This is a genomic window from Micromonospora sp. A202, assembly GCF_006715105.1.
Lineage (GTDB): Bacteria > Actinomycetota > Actinomycetes > Mycobacteriales > Micromonosporaceae > Micromonospora > Micromonospora zamorensis.
In genome coordinates, this window is the sequence record NZ_VFMP01000001.1 from 3288188 (window position 1) to 3313975 (window position 25788).

At 74.4% G+C, this 25788-nt stretch carries 23 protein-coding genes; 7 read left to right on the forward strand and 16 right to left on the reverse strand.

The genetic code is table 11. From position 1 onward, the window contains the following. Window positions 1–89: 89 nt before the first annotated feature. Window positions 90–2984: a LuxR family transcriptional regulator gene (locus FBZ33_RS15380; RefSeq protein WP_141909569.1), complete on the reverse strand. Its 2895-nt coding sequence runs from the start codon at window positions 2982–2984 to the stop codon at window positions 90–92. 194 nt (window positions 2985–3178) lie between these two features. On the opposite strand from FBZ33_RS15380, the gene FBZ33_RS15385 reads away from it, so the two are divergent. Next, the gene (locus FBZ33_RS15385; RefSeq protein WP_141909570.1) at window positions 3179–5482 is read left to right on the forward strand and encodes an adenylate/guanylate cyclase domain-containing protein; all 2304 of its coding nucleotides are present in this window, start codon (window positions 3179–3181) and stop codon (window positions 5480–5482) included. A 120-nt stretch (window positions 5483–5602) separates the two neighbouring features. Here the strand turns inward: FBZ33_RS15385 and FBZ33_RS15390 are convergent, their stop codons facing one another. The 5 genes from FBZ33_RS15390 to FBZ33_RS15410 all read right to left on the reverse strand — a co-directional run bounded on the left by FBZ33_RS15390 (window position 5603) and on the right by FBZ33_RS15410 (window position 10290). After that, the gene (locus FBZ33_RS15390; protein WP_141909571.1) at window positions 5603–6148 is read right to left on the reverse strand and encodes a YciI family protein; all 546 of its coding nucleotides are present in this window, start codon (window positions 6146–6148) and stop codon (window positions 5603–5605) included. A gap of 45 nt (window positions 6149–6193) precedes the next feature. Further along, window positions 6194–6760 (reverse strand): dienelactone hydrolase family protein, encoded by a 567-nt coding sequence (locus FBZ33_RS15395; protein ID WP_141909572.1) that lies wholly within the window; start codon window positions 6758–6760, stop codon window positions 6194–6196. Window positions 6761–6815: 55 nt separating this feature from the next. Continuing rightward, on the reverse strand, window positions 6816–7922 hold the full coding sequence (locus FBZ33_RS15400) for a nucleotide disphospho-sugar-binding domain-containing protein (RefSeq protein ID WP_141909573.1): 1107 nt from the start codon (window positions 7920–7922) through the stop codon (window positions 6816–6818). Between the two features lie 142 nt (window positions 7923–8064). Then, window positions 8065–9372, reverse strand: a complete 1308-nt coding sequence (paaK, locus tag FBZ33_RS15405; RefSeq protein ID WP_141909574.1) for a phenylacetate--CoA ligase PaaK — start codon at window positions 9370–9372, stop codon at window positions 8065–8067. A 141-nt stretch (window positions 9373–9513) separates the two neighbouring features. After that, window positions 9514–10290, reverse strand: a complete 777-nt coding sequence (locus FBZ33_RS15410) for a maleylpyruvate isomerase family mycothiol-dependent enzyme (RefSeq protein WP_141909575.1) — start codon at window positions 10288–10290, stop codon at window positions 9514–9516. A 188-nt stretch (window positions 10291–10478) separates the two neighbouring features. Between FBZ33_RS15410 and FBZ33_RS15415 the strand changes: the two genes are divergently transcribed. The 6 genes from FBZ33_RS15415 to FBZ33_RS15440 all read left to right on the forward strand — a co-directional run bounded on the left by FBZ33_RS15415 (window position 10479) and on the right by FBZ33_RS15440 (window position 15548). Beyond that, the gene (locus FBZ33_RS15415; protein ID WP_141909576.1) at window positions 10479–11237 is read left to right on the forward strand and encodes a trans-aconitate 2-methyltransferase; all 759 of its coding nucleotides are present in this window, start codon (window positions 10479–10481) and stop codon (window positions 11235–11237) included. Between the two features lie 32 nt (window positions 11238–11269). Beyond that, entirely contained in the window at window positions 11270–11746 is a 477-nt protein-coding gene (locus FBZ33_RS15420; RefSeq protein WP_141909577.1) for a CrcB family protein, read from the forward strand. Continuing rightward, window positions 11743–12105: a fluoride efflux transporter CrcB gene (gene crcB, locus FBZ33_RS15425; RefSeq protein ID WP_141909578.1), complete on the forward strand. Its 363-nt coding sequence runs from the start codon at window positions 11743–11745 to the stop codon at window positions 12103–12105. Before FBZ33_RS15420 ends, crcB begins: the two co-directional genes overlap by 4 nt. Before the next feature lie 88 nt (window positions 12106–12193). Then, the gene (locus tag FBZ33_RS15430; protein WP_141909579.1) at window positions 12194–12718 is read left to right on the forward strand and encodes a PadR family transcriptional regulator; all 525 of its coding nucleotides are present in this window, start codon (window positions 12194–12196) and stop codon (window positions 12716–12718) included. Continuing rightward, window positions 12715–13395: an ABC transporter ATP-binding protein gene (locus FBZ33_RS15435; RefSeq protein ID WP_141909580.1), complete on the forward strand. Its 681-nt coding sequence runs from the start codon at window positions 12715–12717 to the stop codon at window positions 13393–13395. Before FBZ33_RS15430 ends, FBZ33_RS15435 begins: the two co-directional genes overlap by 4 nt. Continuing rightward, entirely contained in the window at window positions 13392–15548 is a 2157-nt protein-coding gene (locus tag FBZ33_RS15440; protein ID WP_141909581.1) for an FtsX-like permease family protein, read from the forward strand. The genes FBZ33_RS15435 and FBZ33_RS15440 overlap by 4 nt, the downstream gene beginning before the upstream one ends. 3 nt (window positions 15549–15551) lie before the next feature. On the opposite strand, the gene cobA is transcribed toward FBZ33_RS15440, so the two are convergent. From cobA to cobO, 10 genes are read right to left on the reverse strand one after another with little or no spacing between them, the layout of a single operon-like run. Next, window positions 15552–17228: a uroporphyrinogen-III C-methyltransferase gene (cobA, locus tag FBZ33_RS15445; RefSeq protein ID WP_141909582.1), complete on the reverse strand. Its 1677-nt coding sequence runs from the start codon at window positions 17226–17228 to the stop codon at window positions 15552–15554. After that, window positions 17225–17821: a precorrin-8X methylmutase gene (locus tag FBZ33_RS15450; RefSeq protein WP_088948386.1), complete on the reverse strand. Its 597-nt coding sequence runs from the start codon at window positions 17819–17821 to the stop codon at window positions 17225–17227. Before FBZ33_RS15450 ends, cobA begins: the two co-directional genes overlap by 4 nt. Continuing rightward, on the reverse strand, window positions 17818–18069 hold the full coding sequence (locus FBZ33_RS33750; RefSeq protein ID WP_370453013.1) for a DUF362 domain-containing protein: 252 nt from the start codon (window positions 18067–18069) through the stop codon (window positions 17818–17820). The genes FBZ33_RS15450 and FBZ33_RS33750 overlap by 4 nt, the downstream gene beginning before the upstream one ends. Further along, complete coding sequence (gene cobJ, locus FBZ33_RS15460) at window positions 18057–19784, reverse strand: precorrin-3B C(17)-methyltransferase (protein WP_141909583.1); 1728 nt, start codon at window positions 19782–19784, stop codon at window positions 18057–18059. Before cobJ ends, FBZ33_RS33750 begins: the two co-directional genes overlap by 13 nt. Next, entirely contained in the window at window positions 19781–21013 is a 1233-nt protein-coding gene (gene cbiE / locus FBZ33_RS15465; protein WP_141909584.1) for a precorrin-6y C5,15-methyltransferase (decarboxylating) subunit CbiE, read from the reverse strand. Before cbiE ends, cobJ begins: the two co-directional genes overlap by 4 nt. Beyond that, a complete protein-coding gene (locus FBZ33_RS15470; RefSeq protein WP_141909585.1) occupies window positions 21010–22161 on the reverse strand; it encodes a cobalt-precorrin-5B (C(1))-methyltransferase in 1152 nt (383 codons plus the stop codon). The genes cbiE and FBZ33_RS15470 overlap by 4 nt, the downstream gene beginning before the upstream one ends. Further along, entirely contained in the window at window positions 22158–23003 is an 846-nt protein-coding gene (gene cobM / locus FBZ33_RS15475) for a precorrin-4 C(11)-methyltransferase (protein ID WP_141909586.1), read from the reverse strand. Before cobM ends, FBZ33_RS15470 begins: the two co-directional genes overlap by 4 nt. After that, window positions 23000–23779: a precorrin-2 C(20)-methyltransferase gene (cobI, locus tag FBZ33_RS15480; protein WP_141909587.1), complete on the reverse strand. Its 780-nt coding sequence runs from the start codon at window positions 23777–23779 to the stop codon at window positions 23000–23002. Before cobI ends, cobM begins: the two co-directional genes overlap by 4 nt. Continuing rightward, on the reverse strand, window positions 23776–25137 hold the full coding sequence (locus tag FBZ33_RS15485; protein ID WP_141909588.1) for a cobyrinate a,c-diamide synthase: 1362 nt from the start codon (window positions 25135–25137) through the stop codon (window positions 23776–23778). The genes cobI and FBZ33_RS15485 overlap by 4 nt, the downstream gene beginning before the upstream one ends. Then, entirely contained in the window at window positions 25134–25745 is a 612-nt protein-coding gene (gene cobO, locus FBZ33_RS15490; RefSeq protein ID WP_141909589.1) for a cob(I)yrinic acid a,c-diamide adenosyltransferase, read from the reverse strand. Before cobO ends, FBZ33_RS15485 begins: the two co-directional genes overlap by 4 nt. Window positions 25746–25788 lie beyond the last annotated feature (43 nt).

The following is a 25788-nucleotide window of genomic DNA, read 5'->3' on the forward strand; positions in this document are numbered from 1 at the left end:
GGCCCAGCCTCTCAGCCGACACCCGTGCGCCGGATCAGTAGAACGACGTATCCCGGCGCACGCACGGGCCTACGTACGGCCGGGGTTGATCAGCCCCGGTGGTTGCGCAGCTGGATCGCGCTCGCCTGGACGCGGGTGCGGACCTGGAGCTTGTCGAAGATGTGCGACACGTGCACCCCGATGGTCCGCTCGCTGATGAACAGCCGCTGACCGATCTCCTTGTTGGTCAGCCCCTCGGCGACCAGCGCGAGCACTTCCCGCTCCCGTGCGGTGAGCGCGGCCAACTCGTCGTCGGACTCCTCGGTGGGCGCCCCGCGGGTGGCGCCGTTGGGCTCCCGCTCCTCCAGCGACACCCGGGCCCGCCCGGCCAGCTCGCGGATCTCCGAGGTCAATGGCACCGCGCCCAGCCCCTGCGCCACGTGGTACGCCTCACGCAACAGCTTGCCGGCGGTGGCCACCCGGCTGCGACGAGCCAGCAGCGCCTCGGCCTGCCTCAGGCGGGAGTACGCCGCCGGGTAGGGGTGATTACGTCGGTCCCACTCGGCGGCCGAAACGGCCCACAGCTCCGGGTCGCTGCCGTCGAGGCGGCTCACCTCGGCGGCGCAGAGCGCCAGGAAGCCCTCCACCACCGAACGCACCGGTCGGGCCGCGCCGGCGCTCTTGCGGGCCACCCGGTCGGCGACGTCCCGCAACCGGCGTACGGCGGTCGGGTCCACGTCCACGGTGCGGCTGGCGTGCGCCTCCGCCTCGGCGCGAAGCCCGTGCCAGACCAGGGCGGACAGGATCATCACGTCGTCGGAGCGACTCTCGGTGAGGCCGCGCTGGACCGCCAGCCGCGCCACGTCGTGCCGGCCCTCCCACATGGCCAGCCCGGACCGCAGGGTGAGCAGCGGGATGACGTGGCGCGCCCCACCGCCAGCGAGCAGGGTCGCCACCGCGTCGAGGTCCCGACCGGCGGCCTCGATGTCCCCGTAGCCCACCGAGAGCCGGCACCGGGCGAGCAGCAACTCGACGGCGTCCGCGCCGGAGGGTCGGTGCCGCAGGGCCGCGGCGACCACCTTCTCCGCCTCGGCCCACTGGCCCACCCGGAACAGCCCGTTGATGGCGATGGCCAGCAGCCGGGTGCCCCAGGTGCGGCCCAGCCCCAGCTCGGCCACCCGCTCGGCGCCGCGCCGCGCCACCACCACGCCCTCTTCGAGGATGTTCAGCGGGCCGGTCAGCAGCTCCGCCAGGTGCAGGTAGGCGCAGGCCACGTCCTCGGGTTGGCCGGCGCGCTCGGCGGTGTCGAGGGCGTCGCGCATGACCGCCAGACCTGCGTCCGGGTCTTCCAGACAGGCGTCGCTGAAGCCCAGCGCCGAGCTGGCCAGCACGACCTCGGTGGCGGAGCCCTCCACGTTCTCGGCCAGCGCCAGCGCCTCGCGTGCCCGCTCGCCGGCGTCGGCGTAGCGGCCCAGGTGCAGCAGCAGCTCGGCCAGGCGCGCGGCCGCGGCGGCGCGGTCGCGCGGGGAACAGTCCGCCGCCTTCAACGCCCGCTGGTATTCCTCCTCGGCCAGCGCCGAGCGGCCGGCGGCGGCCAGGTAACGGGCCCGACGGATGTGCAGCGCGCAGCTCGGCTCGCCGCCCCGCAGCGCGGCCAACTCCTCCAGCAGGGCCAACGCGCGGGCGTGCTCCCCGCAGTGGTGGGCGGCCTCGGCGGCGTTCTCCAGCAGCTCGACGCGGTCCACCGTCAGCGGGCCCGGGTCGGCGGCCAGTTGCAGCGCCGCCGACCAGTGCCGGTGCGCCTCGGCGTAACCGTGCAGCCGCTCGGCCTCCTGCGCGGCGGCCACCGCCGCCGGCAACGCGCGCGCCGGCTCACCGGCCAGCCGCCAGTGGTGTGCCAATCGCGCCTGGTGCAGCTCGCCCGGCGCGGCGGTCAGCGCCTCGGCGTAGCGGCGGTGCAGCCCGGAACGCTCGGCCGGCAACAACTCGTGCGCCAGCACCTCGGCGACGAGGCGGTGCCGCAGGCGGTAGCCGTCGTCGGCGCCGACCAGCAGCCGGTGTGCCACAGCGGCGCGGGCCGCGTCGATCAGCTCGTCCTCCGGCAGGCGCAGCACCTGGGCCAGCAGCCAGTGCTGCACCGGCTCGACACCGGCGGCCACCGCGTGCACCACCGCGTGCGCGTGCTGGGGCAGCGCGTCGACCCGGTCGAGGAAGATCTCCCGCAGCGTCTCGGACAGACCGTCGCGGCCGTCGCGCAGGTCGCGGGCCAGCTCCTCGATGACGAACGGGTTGCCGCCACTGCGCTGCCACACCTGCTCGGCCGCCTCGGCGGACAGCGTCCGGCCGACCACGGCGGCGGCGAGCTCCTCGGTGTCGGCCCGGCCCAGCGGCGCCAGGTCGAGCACCTGTACCGTGCGCAGCCGGCGCAGCTCGGTCAGCACCCGGCGCAGCGGGTGTGCCCCCTGCAACGACTCGGCGCGCACCGCCGCCAGCACCGAGAGCTGGAGGTCACCGAGCCCTGCCAACAGATAGAGCAGCAGCTGCCGGGTGCTGCGGTCGACCCACTGCAGGTCGTCGAGGATCAGCACCAGCGGTCGGCCCTCGGCGATCAGGTGCAGCCCGCGCGAGACCCGCTCCAGCAGCGCTCCCGCGCCGTCCGGGCCGGCGGTCTCGTCGGCGAACATCTGCAACAGCCCTCGCACCGCCGAGGAGGTGCGGGCGCGCGTGGACAGGTCGGCGTCGAAGCGCCGCAGCGCCTGCAACAGCGGGTGCAGAGGCGACGCGTCGCCGATGTCCAGACAACTGCCGGTGAGCACCACGGCGCCCTGCTCACGCAGCCGGTCGCCGATCTCGCCCAGCAGCCGGGTCTTGCCCACACCGCTCTCGCCGGTCAGGAAGACGGCGGCGGTCTGCCCGTGCGCGCCGTCACCGAGCAACGCGGACCGAACCGTCTGCACCAGCTCGGCCCGACCCACGAGCGGTGCGGTGTCCACATCGCTGGCCATGGCACGCAGCCTAATCACAGGGCCCCTCACCGTTCTACGGCCATACGTCGCTTGTGGTACTCCTCGCGTCGACTTTGCGACTAAAGGTTGCGGGTGGCCGACATACGTCGTTCGGCAGATCCCCCGTGAGCCCAGGAGTGCCAATCTCCGGAGGTCATCAGGCATGAGCGGGGAGAAGGGCCGGTGCGATACCCATGACCACCATCATCGTCGACGCGCAGCGGACCTCGACCCCGCACTGGCCGGTGCCCCAGGAGCGACGCACAGTCACTGTGCTCTTCGCGGACATCGTCGGTTCCACCGCGTTGGTGGACCGACTCGACCCGGAGGACGTCCGCGCGTTGCAACGGGCCTACTTCGACACCGTGGCCGGTGTGCTGCACCGCTGGCAGGGGGTGGTGGAGAAGTACGTCGGCGACGCGGTGATGGCGCTCTTCGGCGCCCGGCACTCGGACGGCTTCGACGCGTACCGGGCGGTGCGCGCCGGGCTTGAGATCCAGGCCGCCCTGGACCGCCGGCCGATGGTCGGCGACAGCAGACTGCGGGTCCGCGTCGGTGTCGCCACCGGCGAGGTCGTGGTCGACCTGGGCAGCGCCGTCAGTGGTGGGCACGGCGTGGCCAGCGGCGCGGTGATCACCACCGCAGCCCGCCTGCAGGAGTACGCGCCACCCGGCGCCGTCGCGCTCTGCGCGGCCACCGCCCGGGCCACCGCCGGCCTGATCACCCAACGTCAGCTGACGCCGGTGTCGGTCGCCGGCCGGGTGCCGCCGATGCCGGTCTGGCACGCCGTCGGTCCGGTCCGTCCGGGCACCGACCGGCACGACGGCCCACTGATCGGTCGCCGCCGCGAGCTGGCCACGATCCGCGACCAGTTGAGCCGGGCCATCCGCGAGCAGGACCCGCGCTGGATCTCCCTGGTCGGCCCCACCGGTAGTGGGCGAAGCCGGCTGCTGCACGAGTTGACCCGTGGGCTGACCACCGTGGACGGGATGCCGGTGCGCTGGTGTGTGGCGACCTGCCAGCCGTACCCCGATCAGGTCATGGCGCCGGCCGCCGAGCTGCTCCGCGGCCTCGCCGGGGTGCGGCACGGCGACGGCCCGGCGGTGGTCCACGACCGGTTGGTGGCCGCCCTGGCGTCGCTGTTTCCGCCGGAGCGCGTCGCGGCGGCGATCCCGGCCCTGCAGCGGTTCCTCACCACCCCGGACGGCTCCTCGGCGGCGCTGGCGGGGGCGGCGATCTGCCGGGACGTCCTGCTTCGTCTGGCCGCGCACCAGCCGCTGATCGTCGCCGTGGACGACGTGGACCGGGCGGCGCCGGCTATGAGCCGTTTCCTGCACGCACTGTTCAGCACGGCGACGGCGCGCGGGTTGCCACTGGCCCTGATCACCCTGCACCAGCCGCAGTGGGCCGACACCCGGCCCGGCCCGGCCCGACGGGTGACGATCGGGCCGCTGGCCACGGTGCAGTCCGGGCGGCTGCTGCGCCACCTGCTCACCCGCGCCGGGCAACCGGTGAGCCTCGCCGACCGGCTGCTGCACCTGGTGGGGGGCCGACCCGGGCACGCGGCGGCGTACGTGCGGTCGATCATGGACGGCGCCGACCGGGTGACGCTCCCGCTGCCCGACGCGGTCCGCCGGGCCGTCTGCGCGGAGCTGGACCACCTCGACGGTGAACGGCGGGCGGTGCTGATGGCCGCTGCCACCATCGGCGGTGTGATCTCCGGCGCTGCCGTCGACCGGGCCCTCAGTTGGGCACCCGGCCGGTCCGCGCCGGCCCTACGCGGGCTGGTCGCAGCCGGGCTGCTGCTTCCCCGGCGCGCCGACGGGTACGCGTTCGTCGCGCCCGCGCTGCGCCAGGTCGCCGCCGAACGCTTGCCCCGCGCGTTGCGGGCCGTCTTCGGCCGCCGGGCCGCCGAAGCGCCGCCCCTCGACGTCGTCCGCCCAGACGCCGCCCTTCCCCGTGACCACGCCGCGGCCGACCGTGCTGGGTCCGGCCGTGCTGCGGCCGAGCGAGCTGGGTCCGACCGCGCTGGGTTCGATCGGGCTGCCCTCAGCGGCTCGGGCGTGCGGCGCGCCGAGGTCGTGCCCCTCGACGTCGTTCGCGCCCGGGACGGCCGCCTCGACGTCGTCCTCGCGGTGCCGCCCTCCGGCGTCACCGACCCGCTGCGCCGAGGCCTCCCCAGCTCGACAATGGCCACCTCACCGACCGCGCCGACCGGCGGAGCCAACCGATCGTTGGGCTTCCGCCGGCTCCGGGCCGTTGCGTCGGCTGGCGACGACGTGCCTCCGACCCGAGCGTCCGCGACACCGAACAATGCGGGCGGTCACTGGCCTGCGGCCTCCGACCGGCCCCCGGCAACGATCCGCGCGGTGCCTGCCGTGCCCGGGCCGGCCGGACGCACAGCGGCTGCCGCTGCCGGGGCTCCGCCGGACGTGGTGCGCACCGGACCGCGTCCGCCGTTGATCCGCTGGCCGACCGGCCTCGCCGCCTCCGCCTGAGGGACCGGCGTCGTCACTCGTCCCTCGACGTTGGCAGCTGAGCAACTCGACACGCCGAGCACCCGTCTGCTGAGCTGCCACCGATCGGCACGACCGTCCCGAGCAGGTCTCGGGAGCGAGTCAGGACGGACGTCCGCCGAACTGCCAGCGGTGCACCTCGACGTCGGCGTACCGGTCCACGGTCAGGATGGCGCGCGCCGCGTCCGGGGTGGGTGCGCGGAGCAGCGCGGCGGTGCCGAGCCAGGTGTCGCCGTCGTCGGACAGCAGCGGCCCGTACGCGATCAGCTCGTCCGGGTCGCGCGGCACGGCCAGGTCGACGGCCGGCCCCGCGCCGAGGCCGAGCACCAGGTACCGGTCACCGCCCGTCCGACCACCGGGGAAGTCCCACATCGTGCGGCCCAGCGTGTTGCGCCATCGGCGCAGCAGCACATCCCGGTACACGCCGGCCTGGTAGTTCGGCTCGTCGAAGGCGAACGCCCGCGCGGCGGCCGGATCGGGCACGTCGACGATGTGCACGCTGCCGGTGGCCGTGTCGCCGGACAGTGTCGGGCCGCGGGCGATCATCTCCGCCGCGTACCGGTCCATGTAGGTCCAGTGCTCGGCCAGCAACTCGTCGCGCGACGCGGCCGAGTCGGGCCGGTCGCGGTGGTAGCACAGGAACTCCATGCCGCACATTGTCGACGCCGTGCCCGACCCACTGCGGGCCGGGCTTCAGCAGGCGGCAAGGAAGGCCAGCACGCGCGGCCAGGTCGCCGCCGTGGCGTCCGGGGAGTGCTCGGCCAGGCCCGGGTCGGTGAACAGGTGCCCCACCCCGGGGTAGCGGAAGACCGTCAGGTCGGCACCGGCGTCGGTGAGCGCCTGCTGCCACTCGTCGACCTCGTCCGGCGCGTCGTACGGGTCGGGGTCGGCGAGGTGCAGGTGCACCGGCAACCCGGCCCGGACCGCGTCGGGCGCTCCACCGGTGCCGTGCAGCAGGAGCAGACCCGCGGCGTCGGGGCGCTCGGCCAGCAGCGCCCCGGCCACACCGGCGCCCATCGAGAAGCCGGCGAGCACCGTCTCCGGTGGGAGGTCGCGCAGCGCAGCCCGGGCCCGGTCGAGCACCACCTCCTGGCCAATCTTGTCGAGCAGCGCGAAGCCCTCCTCGACGGTGTCGGTGGCCGGCACGCCGTACAGGTCGGGGGTGGTGACCTGATGGCCGGCGGCGCGCAACCGGTCGGCGGCGGCGCGCACGGCGGGTCGCAGGCCGTACACGGAGTGGAACAGCACGACGTGTCGCATCACGTCATCCTGCCGCAGCCGACCGCGCGTCCGGCGCGGCCACGCGGGGCGAGCCTCAGACCAGTGCCACCAGGCGCGCGACGAGGTCGGTGGGTGGCGGCATCGCGGCGATCTCCTGGCTGACCTGCCCGGCGGCGACGCGCAGGCCGTCGTCGGTGAGCAGCCGGGTCAGCGCCTGCGCGGTGATGTCCCGGGGGCGCAGGGCCAGGCCGGCGCCCCGACGGGCCACCAGCTCGGCGTTGTGCCGCCGGTCCCCCGGGCCCACTGTGGCCAGTTGGGGCAGGCCGGCGACGAGGGCTCCGAGGGCGCTGCCCGCCCCGCCGTGGTGGACCAGCGCCGCGCTCGCCGGCAGCGCCTCGTCGAGCGGAATCCAGTCGACCACCCGCACGTTCGCGGGCAGCGACCGCGCCGACCGATCGTCCGGGCGGACGAGCACGATCTCGGCGTCCATGTCGGCGGCGGCGGCCACCACGGCGGGCATCGGCCCCCGGTCACCGGGGCCGGTCAGGGTGCTGCGGGTGACCAGGATCCGGGGCCGGTCACCCGGCTCGCGCAGCCAGGCCGGCAGCTCGCCACCGCCGACGTAGGACGTGTAGCGCATCGGCCACCCGCCCTGCACGGCCACGCTGGGCGGGGCCACGGCGAGGGCGGCGACGGGTGGCGGCAGCTCACTCAGGCCGTGCCGGCGCAGCGCGCCGCCGAGTCGGGCCACTGTGGCGCGGACGAGGTCCCGGCCGTCGAACAGGGCGTTCTCCTGGCGTACGGCAGGTACGTCGAGCCGCGCGGCGGCCACCGCGCCGGCCACCGCGAACGGTTCGTGCAGCACCAGATCCGGTCGCCACCGGGTGGCAAGCGCGACCACCGGGTCGGTGAGCTGGTCGTTGAGCGCGCCGAACAGCAGGCCGGCGCCCCGGGTGCCGGCGGTGCCGGCCAGCTCGGCGCGCGCGACCAGCGGATGGCGGGGAAAGACCCGCAACGCGATCCGGCCGAAGTCGAAGCCGGGTGCGATGTCGTGCACGGGCAGACCGGCGCCGGCGGCGGCCAGGCCACCGCCCCCGGTGGCCAGCAGCACGTCATGGCCGGCGTCACGCAACGCGACGGCGAGCGGCACCAGCGGAAAGACATGCCCGACCAGGGGCGCGGAGACCACCAGCACACGCATGGGCAGGATCCTATGTCCACGACGCACCCGGAGTCAGGACTCTCGACGCCCTCTGAGCAACCAGTTGCCCCACAACCGGGGCAGCTCCACAGGAGACAGAACTGCGGCCCGGTCCAGGACGAGACCGGGTGTCGGCCGTGGGTCAGCCGGCCGCCCGCTGGTCGACGATGCGGCGCATCTTGCCCATCGACCGCTCCACGGCGTCCGGGGCGAGCACGTCGACCGCGACACTCACACCGATGGTGTTCTTCACCAGCTGGACCAGCGTCGCACCGGCCCGTTCGGCGGCGTCCACCCCAACCCCGGCCCGTCGTTCCACCCGCACGGTCAGGGTGTCCAACCGGCCCTGCCGATCGAGTACGCACTGGAAGTGCGGCGACAACTGCGGGGTCCGCAGGATCAGCTCCTCGATCTGGGTGGGGAAGATGTTCACCCCGCGCACGATCATCATGTCGTCCGTCCGACCGGTGATCTTCTCGATCCGGCGCATCGGGCGGGCGGTACCGGGCAGCAGCCGGGTCAGGTCGCGAGTGCGGTAGCGAACGACCGGCATCGCCTCCTTCGTCAGCGAGGTCAGCACCAGCTCACCCCGCTCACCGTCGGGCAGCACCGCCCCGGTGACCGGGTCGATGATCTCGGGGTAGAAGTGGTCCTCCCAGACGTGCAGCCCGTCCTTGGTCTCGACGCACTCGGTGGCCACGCCGGGACCCATCACCTCGGACAGCCCGTAGATGTCCACCGCGTGGATGTCCAGTCGCTGTTCCATCTCCCGGCGCATGTCCTCGGTCCACGGCTCCGCCCCGAAGATGCCCACCCGCAGCGAGGTGGCGCGCGGGTCGACGCCCTGGCGCTGCATCTCGTCCACGATGGCGAGCATGTAGCTGGGCGTGACCATGATGACCTCGGGTTCGAAGTCGCGGATCAGCATGACCTGACGCTCGGTCATGCCGCCGGAGACAGGGATGACGGTGCAGCCCAGCTCCTCGGCGCCGTAGTGCGCGCCCAGACCCCCAGTGAAGAGCCCGTAGCCGTACGCGACGTGCACCCGGTCGCTGGGACGGCCGCCGGAGGCGCGGATCGACCGGGCCATCAGTCGCGCCCAGGTGCGCAGGTCGTCGCGGGTGTAGCCGACCACCGTCGGTCGGCCGGTGGTGCCGGAGGAGGCGTGCGACCGGGACACCCGCTCCCGGGGGATGGCGAACATGCCGAACGGGTAGTTCTCCCGCAGCTCCGCCTTGCCGGTGAACGGGAAGCGGGCCAGGTCGCCGAGGTCCCGGCAGTCGTCGGGGTGCACCCCGGTCTCGTCGAACGCCCGGCGGTAGTGCGGCACGTTGTCGTACGCGTGCCGCAACGACCAGCGCAGACGTTCGCGTTGCAGGTCACGCAGCTCGTCGATGCCGGCGCGCTCGATCGGCTCCAGCTCCTCCGCACGAGGGGTGCGGTCCTGCATCGCGTGCCTCCTTGGCGCGGCGGTCCCGGTGGGGCTGCGGGTACCGTACGCCCGCCGTCGCCCGGGCTGGCGGTGCGGTCAGCGGGCAGCCGGTGCGGTGAGGCCGAGGTCGGCGCAGGGCGGTGGGTCCGTCGTCGCGTCCTATACCTCCGGCTCCCAGGCGATCAGCTGGTCGAGGACGCGCCGGTCGCCGTCGAGCCGCAGCGAGTCCATCGTGATGCGGCCGTAGCAGAACATGACCAGCTCATTGGCCGTGCCCCGGGCGGAGACGTAGGCCACCTCCGGGCCCTCGTCGGCGGCCGGCGTGGAGAGGCGGGCGGTCCGGGCGCCGTCGGCAGAGAACCAGAGCCGCCACGATCGGCCCTCGGTGGCGTGGTAGTCGAGGACCGCGGGCTTGTGCGGCCACGCGGCCGTCGTCGCGACGCAGGTGGTCAGGAACTCGTCGACACCGTCGAGGGCCACCTCGTCCGGCAGCGGCTGCGGGGCACCCACGGCGACCTGGGCGTCGTAGGTGTGCACGGCGACCTGCTGAAGCTGGTGCCGGGCGACAGCACCAGCCGTCTGCGGCGATTGCGAATCACCCCACCACGTCCAGCAACCACGATCCGGGCCGGCCTCCCGCAGCGCGTCCAGCAGCTCCTCCGTCGACGCGGCGAACCAGGCCAGCAAGGCCTCGCGCTCCCGGGGCGCCACCGGGGCGGACATCACCGGAGGAGCGTCGGCGGGCCCCGCGGCCACGGTGGCGGCCCACCTGCGGCGCCCGTCGCCCAGGTGCTGCACCAGGTCGAACAACGTCCACTCGGGGCAGGTCGGCACCTGCACGTCGAGGCTGGGTGCCGCGGCGACCGCCGCCCGGAAAGCGGTAGCTCGTTCGTCCATCAGCCGCAACAGGTCGGCAAAGTCCAGAGTCTGTTCCACCGAGGCTTTGTACCACCACGCCTCGGACAACGGACAGCGAATTTCCCCACTCTCGCACGAGGACGCCGGGCCGGGCGGATGCCCGACCCGGCGTCACCCTGATCATCGCCCTGCCATCTTCTCGCAATTGCAAGTTATGTGCAACAAGGTCTGGACAGCGCGCTCGCACGGTAACTAGCCTCTCCATCATGAGTCCTTACATCACGGATGCGTGGGCCTGGCAGGAGAGCTGGGACCGTCAGCAGGAGGCCTACCTACCGGACCGGGAACACCGGTTCACCGCCATGCTCGACACCGTCGACGCGGTCCTCGACGGTCGGCCGCCACGAGTGCTCGACCTGGCCGGCGGCACCGGCAGCATCTCGCTGCGCACGCTGGCCCGTTTCCCCGGCGCCGAGGCGACCCTGCTGGACCTCGACCCGGCACTGCTCGCCATAGCCCGCTCGTCACTGACCGACCGGGCCACCATCGTCACGGCAGACCTCGGCACCCCCGACTGGCGCGACGCGCTCCCCCACCGCGAATACGACGCCGTCCTCACCGCCACCGCCCTGCACTGGCTGCCGGCCGACCGGCTAGGGCAGCTCTACGCCGAGCTGCGGGACGTGCTGCGACCGGGCGGGGTCTTCGTCAACGCCGACCACATGCCGGACGACAGCCTGCCGGAGCTGACCAAGCGGCTGATGGACCGGGCGAGGGACCGACGCAACGCCCGGTACGCGGCCGGCTCGTTGCTGTCCTGGTCGGACTGGTGGAAGCAGGCCGGTGCGGACGCGGCGCTGGCGCCACTGGTCACCCAGCGGCAGGACATCTACCCGGCCGGGCACAGCCCGGAGTGGAACCCGCCGGTCTCCTGGCACCTCGCCGCGCTCACCGCCGCCGGTTTCACCGAGGTCGGCACGGTGTGGCGGGGCGGCGCGGACGCCGCCGTCGCGGCAGTACGCTGACGCCGCCGTCGCCGGCACTACGCTGAAGAGCCGTGCCAGAGCCATCCGAGCCGCGTAGCGACCCCGACGTCGACCTGCGCGTCCCCGCCGACCGCCGCGAGCTGGCCGTGCGCCCCACGACGGTCCTCGCCGCGATCGCGGCCGGCGGGGTGCTCGGTGCGCTGGCCCGGGCCGGTCTGCAACACACCGCCCCGCACCCGCCGACCGGCTTCGGTTGGGCGACGTTCGCCATCAACACGTCCGGCTGCCTGCTGATCGGCGTGCTGATGGCGGGGCTCGGCCACCTCGGCGGCGGGCACCCCCTGGCTCGCCCGTTCCTCGGGGTCGGGGTGCTCGGTGGGTTCACCACGTTCTCCGCCTACGCGGTCGACATCCAGCAGGCACTGGTCGCGGGCGCGCCGGGCACCGCGCTGGCGTACCTGGCGGCGACGGTGCTCGGGGCACTCGTCGCGGTCGCACTGGGCGACGCCGTTACGGCGTCGCTGCTGAGGCGGCGGGCGGCCCGATGACAGTGCTGCTCATCGCCCTGGGCGCGGCCGTCGGCGCGCCGTTGCGTTACCTCACCGACCGGGCGGTCCAGACCCGGCACGACTCGGCGTTCCCCTGGGGCACGTTCACCGTCAACGTGGTCGGCTCACTGCTGCTCGGCGTGCTCGTCGGGTGGCCAGCCGGCCCGGCGCTCACCGCGCTGCTCGGCACCGGGTTCTGCGGCGCGCTGACCACCTACTCCACCTTCAGCTACGAGACGTTGCGGCTGGCGCAGGGCGGTCACCGGCTCCTCGCGCTGGCCAACGTCGTGGGCAGCGTCGCTGTGGGGCTCGCCGCGGCCGCCGCCGGCTACGCCCTGGCCCGCGTCCTGCTGGGCTGACCTCCGGAAATGCGCCCCGACCGGGGGACCCTCTCAGAACACACCGAGGGTATATACGCGAGGTATACCCTCGGTGTAGTCTCCTCCCATGAGCGTGCCACTGACCCTTCTCGGCCTCCTCGAACGAGAGCCCAGCCACGGCTACGACCTGAAGCGTGACTACGACGCCTTCTTCGGCCGGGGCAAGCCACTGCCGTTCGGTCAGGTCTACTCCACCCTCAGCCGGCTGGCCCGCGACGGCAAGGTGGTGATCAGCGACGTCGCTCCCGGCTCCGGCCCCGACCGCAAGCGCTACATCATCACCGACGTCGGCGCGACGGAGGTCGAGCAGTGGCTGAGCCAGCCGGTCGACCCGGAACCGCACCTGCAGACGGTGCTCTTCGCCAAGGTCGTGCTCGCGCTGATGCTGGACCGGCCGGCCGCCGAATACCTCGACACCCAGCGCAGCGCGCACCTGCACCGGATGCGTGAGCTGACCGAGATCAAGCGCGCCGGCGGCCTGGTCGACGCGCTGCTCGCCGACCACGGTCTCTACCACCTGGAGGCGGACCTCCGGTGGATCGAGATGACCGGCGCCCGGCTGGACGCCCTACGGAAAGAGGTGCGGCCATGAGCGTCGTGATCGAAGCACGGGACGTGACGTTCTCCTTCGGCCAGACGCCCGCCCTGCGCGGCGCGAGCGTCGCCGTTGACGCGGGCGAGATTGTCGCCATCATGGGCCCCAGCGGCTCGGGCAAGTCCACCCTGCTGCACTGCCTGGCCGGCATCCTCGTGCCCGACTCCGGCGAGATCCTCTTCGACGGAGCGCGGGTCGACGCCATGGCCGAGACCCAGCGCAGCAGCCTGCGCAGGGACCGCTTCGGCTTCGTGTTCCAGTTCGGCCAGCTCGTCCCCGAGCTGACCGCCGTGGAGAACGTCGCCCTGCCGCTCCTGCTCAGCGGCGTACACCGGAAGCAGGCGCTGCCGAAGGCGAAAGCCTGGTTCGCGCGCCTCGGTCTGGACGGCCTGGAGCAGCGCCGCTCGGGTGAGTTGTCCGGCGGTCAGGCACAACGTGTGGCCCTGGCCCGCGGTCTGGTCGCCGAGCCGCAGGTGCTCTTCGCCGACGAGCCGACCGGCGCGCTCGACTCGCTGACCGGCGAGCAGGTGATGGACCTGCTGGTCGGCGCCGCCCGCGAGCAGGGCACCACTGTCATCCTGGTGACCCACGAACCCCGGATCGCCGCGTACGCCGACCGTGAGGTCATGGTCCGCGACGGGCGCGTGAACGCGCCGGACCGGATCGCCTCATGATCCGCTTCGGGCTCCGCCTCGCTGTGGCCGGCGGCCGGGAGGCGCTCACCCGCCTGCTCGTCATCGCCGCCGCCGTCGCGGTCGGCAGCGGGCTGCTGCTGACCACCCTCGCCGGGGTCAACGCGGTCAACGCCCAGCTCACCCGGTACGCGTCGGTCTATCCCAACGCCTCGACGGGCGGCGACGCCGATCCCCTGTGGTGGTCGACGCGCGAGGACTACTTCCACGGCAAACAGATCATTCGGATCGACGTTGCCGCAACCGGCCCGGACGCGCCCACCCCGACCGGCGTCCCGAGCACGCCGGGGCCCGGGGAGTACTACGCCTCGCCCGCGTTGCGGAAGCTGCTGGCCGCCCACCCCGCCGACCAACTGGCTGACCGTTACCCGGGGCGCGACATCGGCACCGTCGGTCCGGCCGGATTGACCTCACCGGACACCCTGCTCGTCATCCGGGGCGGCACCCCCGACGAGGTGGCCACATTGCCCCTCGCCAGGCAGCTCACCACCGTCGGCGACACTCCCGCGCTGCCCGAGACGACGGTGAACCTCATCCTGAGCGTGATCGCCGGCGGGCTGCTGTTCCCGTTGCTGATCTTCGTCGGCACCGCCACCCGGCTCAACGCGGCCCGCCGGGAGCAGCGCTTCGCCGCGATGCGCCTGGTCGGCGCCACCCCGACGCAGATCTCGGTGGTCGCGGCGGTGGAGGCGACCACCGCGGCCGTCGTCGGCACCGCCGTCGGCTTCGGCCTGTTCTACGCCTTCCGCGGCCCGATGGCGGGCATCCCGTTCACGGGCATGCCGTTCTTCCCCAGCGACATGTCGTTGGGCGTGCTGGACACCCTGCTGGTGGCGCTCGGCGTTCCGGCCGGCGCGGCGGTGGCGGCCCAGGTCTCGCTGCGCCGGGTACGGATCTCGCCGCTGGGCGTGACCCGCCGGGTCACTCCCCGCGCCCCGCGGGCGTACCGGCTGATCCCGATCCTGCTCGGTGTCGCCGTGCTGTTCTTCGCCATCGGGTTCCGGCCCCCGACATCCGATGGCCAGGCCGCGGTGTTCCTTCCCGGCCTGCTGCTCATCATGGCCGGCCTGATCCTCGCCGGCCCGTGGCTGACGATGGTCGGCGCCCGGGTGATGGCCCGGTTCGCCAACCGCCCCGCCACCCTCATCGCCGCGCGACGCCTCGCCGACAACCCGAAGGCCGGCTTCCGGGCGATCAGCGGCATCATGCTCGCGCTCTTCGTGACGAGCGTGGCCGTCGGCGTGATCACCACGATCGTCGCCAACCGCGGCCCGGCACCGGTCGGCTCGACCGAGGCGGGACAGGTGTCGCTCTACCTTCCTGAGGATGCACCGGCAACGCCTGACTCGCTCTTCACCGACCTACGCTCGATCACCGGCGTGCGGTCCGCGTTCGCGGTGCGCGAGAACCCGGACTGGATGAGCGCCAGCGAGCCCGGCCTGATCGCGTGCGCCGAGATCCCGAGCGCGTACGGCCGGTGCGCCGAGGGCGCCACCGTCGCCGAGGTGGCGACGGGTCTCATCCCCTTCCGGGAGTCGGCGTCGTCCACCAGGGTCTGGCCCGCCGCATCGGTTCCATTCGGCGAACTCCAACAGCTGCCGGTGATGTCGATCGTCGTCGACACTGACGGTTCCGCCGCCACCATCGAGCGCTCGCGCACCGCGCTCGAGACCGCCCTGCCGGCCTTCCGGGTGGCGCCGAACGTGCCCGGTGACTTCGAGTCGGAGTTCGCCAACACGCTGCGCGGCTGGGAACAACTGGCCAACGTCGTCATCATCGCCAGCCTCGCGCTCGGCGGGTGCAGCCTCGCGGTCAGCGTGATCGGCGGTCTCACCGAGCGCCGTCGCCCGTTCAGCCTGCTGCGTCTCAGCGGCGCGCCCGTGCGGGTCCTGCGTCGGGTGGTGGCGTTGGAGAGCGCCGTGCCGATGCTCGCCGTCGCCGCCGTCGCCATCGGGATGGGCCTCCTCGCCGCCCACCTGTTCCTGCGGGCACAGATGGGCTACACGCTGATCGCGCCGGAGCCACGCTTCTACGTGATCGTCGTCGTCGGGTTGGCCGCCTGCCTCGGTGTCATCGCCTCCACCCTGCCGCTGCTGGAACGGATCACCGGTCCGGAGACCGCCCGCAGCGAGTGATCGTCAGACCGTGGGCCCGGTGGTCGACAGCGCGACCACCGGGCCGAGGACGAAGACGGCGGGCGGACGAATGTCCTCCCGGGTGGCTACCGCGCCGATCTCGTCCAGCCGGGCGGGCACCGACCGCTGGTCGGCCTGCCCGGCGTCCTGCACGGCGAGCACCGGAGTCTCCGGGGCACGGCCGTGCTCGATCAGCACCGACGCGATCTTGGCGATGGTGTCGACGGCCATCAGCAACACGACGGTGCCCCGGGCCCGCGCCAGCGCCGCCCAGTCGACAAGCGAGTCGGGGTGCCCGGGCGGCAGGTGTCCGGACACGACTGTGACGTCGTGCGCCACGCCGCGGTGCGTCACCGGCACGCCGGCGAGGGCCGGTGCGGCGAAGGCGCTGCTCACCCCGGGGACCACTGTCACCGGCACACCGGCCGCCGTGCAGGCCTGCACCTCCTCGTGGCCGCGTCCGAAGACGTACGGGTCGCCGCCCTTGAGCCGGACCACCCGCCGGCCGGCGCGGGCGTGCGACACCAGGGCCGCGTTGATCGCCTCCTGGGCCATCGACGGGCCACGGGGCACCTTGGCGGCGTCGACCACCAGCACGTCGGGGCGCAGTCCGGCGAGCAGCCCCTGCGGGGCCAACCGGTCGACCACGACGACGTCCGCGGCGTCGAGGAGGGCCTTACCGCGTACCGTGATCAGGTCGTCGGGTCCGGGCCCACCGCCGACCACAGCGACCGAGCCGTGGTCGTGAGCGTGCCCGTGGTCGTGCCCGTGGTGATGGTGGTGGCCGACCGGGTCGTCGGGGTGGTCGTGCGGGCGTTGCGGGCGGCCCACCTTGTCGGCGAAGCCGGGCATCAGCACCCGGTACGCGCAGGTGTCGCAGTTCATCCGGATGTCGCCGCCCAGCGCCTCTGCGTAGCGTTCCCGCACCAGGTCGGCGAGTGCGTCGCAGTCGCCGATCACCTCGGCCACCCGCACGTCGAGGTCGGGGTGGGCGGCGGCGAACTCCGCCGACTGGGCGACGATCCGGTCCGGCAGCACCCCGGCGAACAGGAAGTACGGCGCGACGACGATCCGCCGCGCGCCGAGGCGGCGCAGTCGCTCCAGCACCGCCGGCACCGACGGGGACGCGAGGGAGACGAAGCCGGGCTCGACGCCCGCGTAGCCGCGCCCCTCCCAGAGCAGCCGGGCGACCTTCGCGACCTCGGCGTTGGCGTCCGGGTCGGTGGCACCCCGCCCGATCAACGCCACCCACGTGCCGGCCCGGTGGGCACCGGCCAGCCCCGCGCCGGCCCGGTCGGCACCGGCCAGCCCCGTACCGGCCAGCGCCGCGTCGATGCGCTCTTCGAGGGCCTCGTGCAGCAGCGGGTGCGGGCCGAGTGGGCGGCCGTAGCGGTAGGTCAGCCCGGGGTGACGTTCCTGCTCGCGGGCCATCGCGGCGGGGATGTCGCCCTTGCCGTGTCCGGCGGCGGTGAGCACCAGCGGCAGCGCCACCAGCGCCCGGTGCCCGCGCGTCACGAGCGCGCCGACCGCGTCGGTCAGCGGCGGGCGGGACAGCTCGATGAAGCCGCCTTCGACGTCGCCGACGTCACCGCGACGGCGGACCCGCTCGACGAGCGCGGCGAACTGGTCGACCCCGGCCGCGCTGCGCGTACCGTGCCCGACGATGACCAACCCGGTCATGACTTCTCCTCGACGTAGAGCAGGGCGTTGAGGGCGGCGGCGGCGACCGCCGAGCCGCCCTTCTCGCCCACGTTGGACACCCCGGGCAGGCCGCTGGCCCGCAGCGCCGCCTTCGACTCGGCGGCGCCCACGAAGCCGACCGGCAGGCCGACGACCAGCGCCGGCGCGGCGTCCACTGTGAGTAGTTCGACAAGCGCGGTCGGCGCGCAGCCGACCACCCAGACCGCGCCCGGGCCGACCCGGGTCAGTGCGATCCGCACGGCCGCCGCCGAGCGGGTGATTCCGGCCTCGCGGCCCAACTCGGCGGCGGCCGGCTCGGCGACCGGGCAGACCAGCTCCAGGCCGGCCCGGGTGATGCCGGCGGCGACCATCGCCACGTCGGTGACCACGGGCGCCCCGGCGCGCAGCGCCGCCAGCCCCGACTCCAGCGCCGCCTCGTCGCAGACCAGCTCGTCGACGTACGCGAGGTCGGCGCTGGCGTGCACCACCCGTTCGGTGACCGCTCGGCAGAGCGGCGGCAGGTGCGACAGGTCGACCCGCTCGCGCAGGATGCGGTACGACTCGACCTCGATGGGATGCACCACCCGGCTCATCGGGCTCCTTCGCAGGGGTCGGGCTCGACGACGCGGATCGCGTCAGGGTCAGTGACGACGCGGATCGCGTCAGGGTCAGTGACGACGCGGATCGCGTCGACCGGGCAGATCTCCAGGCACTCCAGGCAGCCGGTGCAGCGGTCGGCGCGGACGGTCAGGCCACCGGGGACGGGCCGGATCGCGTGCGTGGGGCAGGTGAGCAGGCAGGCGCCGCAGCCCTGGCAGGCGCCGATCGTCACGATCGCCACCGGTACCCCCGGGGTGTGACCATCCGGCCGGCGACCAGCCTCGTGTCGCTGTTGCCGACCACCACGACGCTGTACATGTCGACCGCAGTCGGGTCCACCGTGGTCAGGGTGGCCAGGTGCACCCGCTCGCTTGGGCGGCTGGCGTTGCGTACCATCCCGACCGGGGTGTCCGGTGGCCGGTGCGCGGCGAGGATCCCGAGCGCCTTGCCGAGCTGCCAGTCACGTGCCCGGCTGCGCGGGTTGTAGAACACCGTCACGAAGTCACCCTCGGCGGCGGCAGTCACCCGCCGCTCGATGACCTCCCACGGCGTGTGCAGGTCGGACAAACTCACATAGGCGTGGTCGTGGCCGAGGGGCGCGCCGAGCAGCGCTCCGGCGGCCAGCGCGGCGGTCACCCCGGGCACACCCACCACGTCGATCCGCTCGTCGGCGTACTCCAGGGCGGGGCTGGCCATCGCGTACACCCCGGCGTCGCCGGACCCGACCAGCGCGACCGCCCGGCCGGCGACGGCCTCGGCGACAGCGGCGCGGGCCCGCTCCTCCTCCGCGCCCAGGCCGCTGGACAGCACCCGGGTGCCCGGGCGGAGCACGTCGCGGACCTGGTCGAGGTACTGGTCCAGGCCGACCACCACGGCCGCGCGCCGCAGCTCGGTCACCGCGCGAGGGGTGCGCAGGTCGGCCGCGCCCGGCCCGAGCCCGACCACGGCGAGTCGGCCGCGCGGCGCGTGCCGGGCCACCGCCACTGTGGCCATCGCCGTCGCGGTCTTTCCCACCAGCAGCGTGGCGTCGTCCGGTCGGCCCGCCGGGCCGAGCAGCGCCGCCGCCTCCGACACGCTCGGCGCGCCGACCGCGGCGCGGACCACCTCGCTGGGATGCGGCACGTCGACGGTGGCCAGTCGCGTCGCCGGCCAGGTCACCAGGGGTACGCCGAGCGCGTCGGCGGTGCTCAGGATGCCTGCCTCGTCGGCTTTCACGTCGGCGCTGGCCAGGCAGCGCAGGCTCGCCGGGTCGAGGCCGGCCTCGGCCAGCACCCGGTGCAGCAGCTCCCCCACCTCGGCGGCCGGCGCGCCCCGACTCGCGCCCACGCCGGCGACCAGCGACGGTGGCCGCAGCACGGCGGTCCGCTCGTCGAGCGGCACCACCCGGTCGGTGACCAGCAGCCGGTAGCCGCCGTTCACGGCGTCCTCGTCGGTGGTCCGGAGGTTCGGGGGCAGGGCGGGCAGCGGCCAGTCGGCGTCGGCGACCAGTCGGACCGGCTCGCCGTCCAGGATGGCCCGGGACACCGCGGCGACCGCGCCCTGCACGGGCCAGCCGAGGGTGTCCAGCCCCGGTAGGTCGACCGCGTCGGTGGCGGTGGTGATCACCGGTTGGGCGTCCAGTACCGCGCCGACCTGCTCGGCGAGGTCGTTGCCGCCGCCGGCGTGCCCGCCGAGCAGCGCCACGGCGTGCCGGGCGGCCTCGTCGACGACCACCACGGCCGGGTCGCTGCGCTTGTCGGTGAGCAGCGGCGCGAGGATCCGCACCACCGCGCCGGTGGCCAGGAACGCGACAACCGCGTCGCACTCGGTCCAGGCGCGGCGCAGCGCGTCGGCCGCGCTCTCCCCCTCGACCATTCGGGCGTGCGGCCAGGTGGTGGCCAGGGTGTCCGCGTGCCGTCGGCCGGCGGCGGTGGCCGCCACCAGACCGATCCGAGCGGGCGGGTTTCGGTGGTTCACGGGCGCTCCCCGGTGAGGACGACCACCGGGTTGGTGGCCGCGAGGCGGATCGACCCGCCGGGCAGGTCGGCGAGGCGGGCGGCGGAGAGCTGGCTGCCCTCGACCGTGTAGCCGGCGGCGCGCAGCAGAGCCACGGCGGGCGCGACCCGGTCCAGGGCTGCCAGGGTCAGCACCACCCGCTCGGGTTGGCGGGCCACGACGGCGGTGAGGGTGTCGGGGCCGCCACCGCCGACGAAGACCGCGTCGGGTTCGGGCAGGCCGGCCAGCGCCTGCGGGGCTCGACCGGTGACGAGCCGGACGTCCACGGCGTGCGCGGTCGCGTTGGCCCGGATGGTCGCGCCGGCCCCGGGGTCCTGTTCGACGGCGAGCACTGCCGCGCCGAGCAGCGCGCACTCGATGCCGACCGAGCCGCTGCCCGCGCCGACGTCCCAGACCAGCCGGCCCAGTCGGGGTCGCAGCCGGGCGATGACGAGGGCGCGCACCTCCGACTTGGTGATCATGGAGCCCCGGTGGGCGTACCGGGTCTCCGGCAGCGCCCAACCGCCGGCCGGGGCGGCGGCCGGCTGGTTGTCGGAGCGCATCCCAGCGGGCGCGACCCGATCCGGGTCGGCGATGCTGAGCAGGACGTGCGGGTCGGCCCAGGTCTCGGCGGCGGCCTGCTCGGGGGTCACCGCGCGGACCCGTTCGGCGGCGGTGCCCAGGTGCTCGGCCACCAGCAGGCGGCGGGACCATCCGACCAGGCCGGCGCCCAGCTCGGCCGCACCGGCGCCGGGTGCGGTGAGCACCGCGACCAGCGGCAACGCGCGGCAGGCGTTCAGGGCCGGTCGCGGGTCGCGGCCGTGCGCGGTGACCACGGCGGCGCCGTCCCAGGGCAGGCCGGCACAGGCGAACGCGGCGGCCACACTGGACACCGCCGGCACCACCCGCAGCGGCAGCCCGGCCGCGCGCAGCCGCCGGACGATGCCGAACAGGCCGGGATCCCCGCTGGCCAGCACGACGGCCGGCACCCCGGCGGCGACGGCCTCGGCCAGCCGGTGCACGGCGGGGGCGAGCGGCCCGAGGGTCACGGTGTCCGCGCCGGGCGGTACGGGCACCGCAGCCAGGTGCCGGGCGGCCCCGACGACCAGCCCGGCGGCGGCCAGCAGCGGCGCGAGTGCCGGGTGCGGTGGGGCACCGGCGGCGTCCAGCCCGACCACTGTCACACCGGTCGCCTGCGCCGTCCGCGTCATCGGGGCCACCGGCCGGACGAGGCGACGACGTGTGAGCCTGCGAAGTCGACCATCGCCACGTCCACGGTGACCGTCGGCCCACCGAAGCGCCGCAGCACCTGGCGGACCCGCTGGCAGAGCAGGTCACCGGCCGGGGCGAGCAGTCCGGCGGCCTCCCACAGCTCGTACGCGTGCCGCCCGGTGTTGGCCTCGGTAACGGTGGCGACGAGCGACGCGTCGCCACCGGCCTCGGCGGTCACGGCCCCGAGCAGGGACAGGTCCACCTTGGAGCGCGTGTAGTGCGTCATCAGCACCCCGGCGGCGAGTTTGGCCAGCTTGCCGGCCATGCCGACGAAGACCACGCCGGTCATGCCGTCCTCCACAGCGGCGGTCACCGCGGCCCCGGTGAAGTCGCCGACCTCGACGAAGCAGACCTCGGGCAGGTCGGGCAGCAGCGTGCGGGCGGCCCGCTCGGTACGCCCACCGGTGCAGAGCACCACAGTCGGCTCGCCCTGGGCGGCCATCACGTGCACGGCCTGCACGACGCTGGCCCGCCAGGACGCGGTGGAGAACGGGCGCACGATGCCGGTGGTGCCGAGGATCGAGATGCCGCCGAGGATGCCGAGCCGCCGGTTGGTGGTCTTGCGGGCCATGATCTCGCCCCGGGGCACGCTGATCACCACGCGTACGCCGACCTCGCTGAGGTCGACCACCTCGGCCACCGCGTCGCCGATCATCCGGCGGGGGGTGTCGTTGATGGCCGGGCCGCCGACGGTAAGCCCCAGACCGGGTTTGGTGACAATGCCGACGCCAGCACCACCGGCGAGCCGCAGACCGGGGACGTCGGTCCAGTCCACCGTGGCGGTCAGCGCGGCCCCGTGGGTGACGTCCGGGTCGTCGCCGGCGTCCTTGACCACCACCGCCTCGGCGCGCACCGGTGGGGTGCCGGTCACCTCGCAGCGCTCGACCGGGAAGCGCACCCGCCGCCCGGCGGGCAGGCCGATCTCCACGTCCGGCTGGATCTCCCCGGTGACCAGCGCGGTGACCGCGGCCTTGGCCGCCGCCGTCGCGCAGGCGCCGGTGGTCCAGCCGGTACGCAACGCGGTGGGCCGTACCTTCGCGGTCCGTGGCAGGTCCGGCTCACGCAGCGGCGGCTCGGCGTACGTCATGGTGTGTGCCCCGGTGTGGCTGTCCCCCCGGTGCGGTCGCCGGCCTGGCGGCGCAGCTCGGCACGGGCGGCCGGCTCGGCCTTGCGGAAGGTGTGGAAGTGCCCGGGGTGGTACAGGTGCGAACGGGTGCCCTCGGCGGCGAGGGCCGGCCCGACGAGGAACAGGGTGTGCTTCCACAGCTTGTGCTGCTTGACCGTCGCCTCCAGGGTGCCGACCGTGCAGCGCACCACCAGCTCGTCGGGCCAGGTCGCCTGGTACGCGACCACTGCCGGGGTGTCCTCCGGGTAGCCGCCGGCCAGCAGCTCGGCCTGCACCTGCCCGGAACGGGCAGCGGAGAGGAACAGCGCCATCGTGGTGCCGTGCCGGGCGAAGTCCCGCACCCGCTCGCCGGGCGGCATCGGGGTCTTGCCACCCTCCAGGCGGGTGAGGATCACCGACTGGGCCACCTCGGGCACTGTCAGCTCCCGCCCGACGATCGCCGCGACGGCGGTGAACGAGGAGACCCCGGGCACGATCTCCACGGCGAGGCCGAGCGCCGAGCACAGCTCCAGTTGCTCCTGCACCGCGCCCCACAGCGCCGGGTCGCCGGAGTGGATCCGCGCCACGGTCAGCCCCTGCTCGGCGGCACGCTGGTAGAGCGGCAGCACGCCCTCGATGGGCAGCTGCGACGAGTCGATCACCTCCGCGCCGGGGCGGGCGTGGTCGAGCACGTCGGCGTGCACCAGGCTGGCTGCCCAGATCACGATGTCCGCCCCGGCGATCACCCGGGCGGCCCGCACTGTCAGCAGGTCCGCCGCCCCCGGCCCGGCTCCGACGAACCACACCTTGCCGTCGCTGGTCACAGCTTTCCTCCTCGGTGGTCGCGGCGGGCCGGCACCAGCAGCGTCGACAGGTACGGCAGGTCGTGCTCGGCGTCGTCGACCGGGCCGATCCGTTCACCGGGCAAACCCAGGCTGCGCCCGAGCACCGCGTCGGGGAGCCGGCCCTGTCGGCGCAGCTCGGCGAGCAGTTCGGGGTGCCGCCGCCAGCCCTTGTAGGCGACCACAGTGCCCGGCCCGGCGAGGGCGTCGGCGAACAGCGCCAGACCCGCGGTGGCGGGCAGCAGGGTCAGCGGTTCGCGTCCCTCACAGAGCGGGGTGCCGCTGCGCGCCGCGAGCTCCTGCATAGCGGTGACGCCGGGCACTGTCGCCACCCGCACCGCCGGGCGCAGCGCGCGGACGCTCTGGGCCAGGTAACCGAAGGTGGAGTAGACGTTGGGGTCGCCGATGGTGGCGAACGCGAGGGACCGCGCGCCCGCGTCGATCGCCTCGACCACCGCCCGGGCCGCCTCGTCCCAGGCGGCCGCCCGGCGGGCGGTGACCCCACCCCGGTCGTCCAGCGCGAACGGCAGCCGGCGCAGCCGGTCCACCGCGACGTGGGGCCGCACCGTCGCCTCGGCCCGCCCGGCGTCCGCGCCCGCCGGCGTCGCGGCGGCAGTCACCGTGGGTTCGACAGGGTCCGCCATCACGGGTACGAAGACGACGTCGGCCTCGCGCAGCACCCGCACCGCCTTGACGGTGAGCAGTTCCGGGTCGCCGGGGCCGACACCGACCCCGGTCAGCGTGGCGTCGGCGCTCATCGGCACGCCTCGACGAGCCGGCGGGCCGCCTCCGGGTGACCGGCCCAGTGGGTGTGCAGGTAGGAGGCGTGCACCCGACCGCCCACGAAGCCGTGCTCCGCGTCGTTCCAACGCCACGCCGGTCGGTCGCCGTGCCCCGGGTCGGTGGTGGTGCGGTGGAACTCGTGGCCGCGTACCGCCTCGCCGGCACGGGCCACCGGGGAGTCGGTGACCGCCACGGCCTCGCGGTAGCCGAGGGTGAGCCGGCCGGTCATCCGGGCGGTGAGGTCCAGCCGGCCGCACATCGGTACGTCGTCCAGGGACCGCCCGAGGTAGAGCAGCCCGGCGCACTCGGCCACGATCGGCCCGTCGAAGTCGGCCAGCTCGGCGCGGAGCGTGGTGTTGCCGGCCAGCGCCTGGGCGTACGCCTCGGGGAAGCCGCCGCCGATGACCACCGCGCGGGTGCCGGCGGGCAGTGCCGGGTCGCGCAGCGGGTCGACGGTGAGCACGTCCGCGCCGGCGGCGGTGAGCAGTTCGGCGGTCTCCGCGTACGAGAAGGTGAAGGCCGGACCACCGGCGAGCGCGACCACTGGCCGCTCGGCGCCGGCCGGCCCGCCGACGGCGGTGACCGGGTCCCACGCGGGGGTGGTCAGCGGTGCGGCGGTGCGGGCCAGGTCGAGCACGGCGTCGAGGTCCACTGTGGCTTCGACCAGCTCGGCGAGCGCGGTGACGATCGCCAGGGACTCGGGGGCCCGCTCGGCGACCGGGACCAGCCCGAGGTGCCGGGCCGGCGCGGCCACCTCGGCGGCGCGGGTGACGGCTCCGAGCACCGGTACGCCGACCTCTGCGAGGGCGTCGCGCAGCAGGGTTTCGTGCCGGGGCGAGCCGACGCGGTTGAGGATCACCCCGCCGATGCGCACGGCCCTGTCGAAGGCGGCCATGCCGAGGGTGAGCGCGGCGGCCGAGCGGCCCTGGGCCGTGGTGTCCAGCACCAGCAGCACGGGCGCCTCGATCAGCCGGGCGACGTGTGCGGTGGAGGCGTAGTCGCGGCGGCCGACGGCGCCGTCGTGCAGGCCCATGACGCCCTCCACCACGGCGATGTCGGCGGGTGTGGGGACGCTCGCGCCGTGGCGCAGCAGACCGGCGATCCGCTCGACGCCGACCAGGAACGGGTCGAGGTTGCGCCCGGGCCGGCCGGCGGCGAGGGCGTGGTAGCCGGGGTCGATGTAGTCGGGGCCGACCTTGTGCGGGCTGACCGTCAGGCCGCGACGGCGCAGTGCGGCGAGCAGCCCGGTGGCGATGGTCGTCTTGCCGTGGCCGCTGGCCGGTGCGGCGACGACGACCCGGGGCAGCGGCCACGGGTCGGTGGTCGTGGTCACCACTCGATGCCCTTCTGGCCCTTCTGGCCGGCGTCCATCGGGTGCTTGACCTTGGTCAGCTCGGCGACCAGATCGGCGGAAGCGACCAGGCGCGGGTCGGCGTCCCGTCCGGTGATGACGACGTGCTGGAAGCCGGGCCGGTCGGCCAGTGTGGCGACCACCTCGTCGACGTCCACCCAGCCCCACTTCATCGGGTAGGTGAACTCGTCCAGCACGTACAGCCCGTAGCGCTCGGCGGCCAGGTCGCGCTGGATCTGCCGCCAGCCCTCCAGGGCGTCGGCGGCGTGGTCGGCGTCGCCGCCGCGCTGGATCCAGGACCAGCCCTCACCCATCTTGTGCCAGGCGACCGGCGCGCCCTGGCCGGTGCGCTCGTGCACCTCGCCGAGCGCCCGGAAGGCGTTCTCCTCCCCCACCCGCCACTTGGCGCTCTTGACGAACTGGAACACGCCGATCGGCAGACCGGCCGTCCAGGCTCGCAGCGCCAGCCCGAAGGCGGCTGTCGACTTTCCCTTCATCTGTCCGGTGTGGACGATCAGCAGCGGTCGGTGCCGTCGCTGCCGGGTCGTCAACCCGTCTGCGGGCACCACGCTCGGCTGTCCCTGCGGCATCAGCACGCTCCCCTTCGGGCGATCCTGCGTTTGCGGTCGGTCA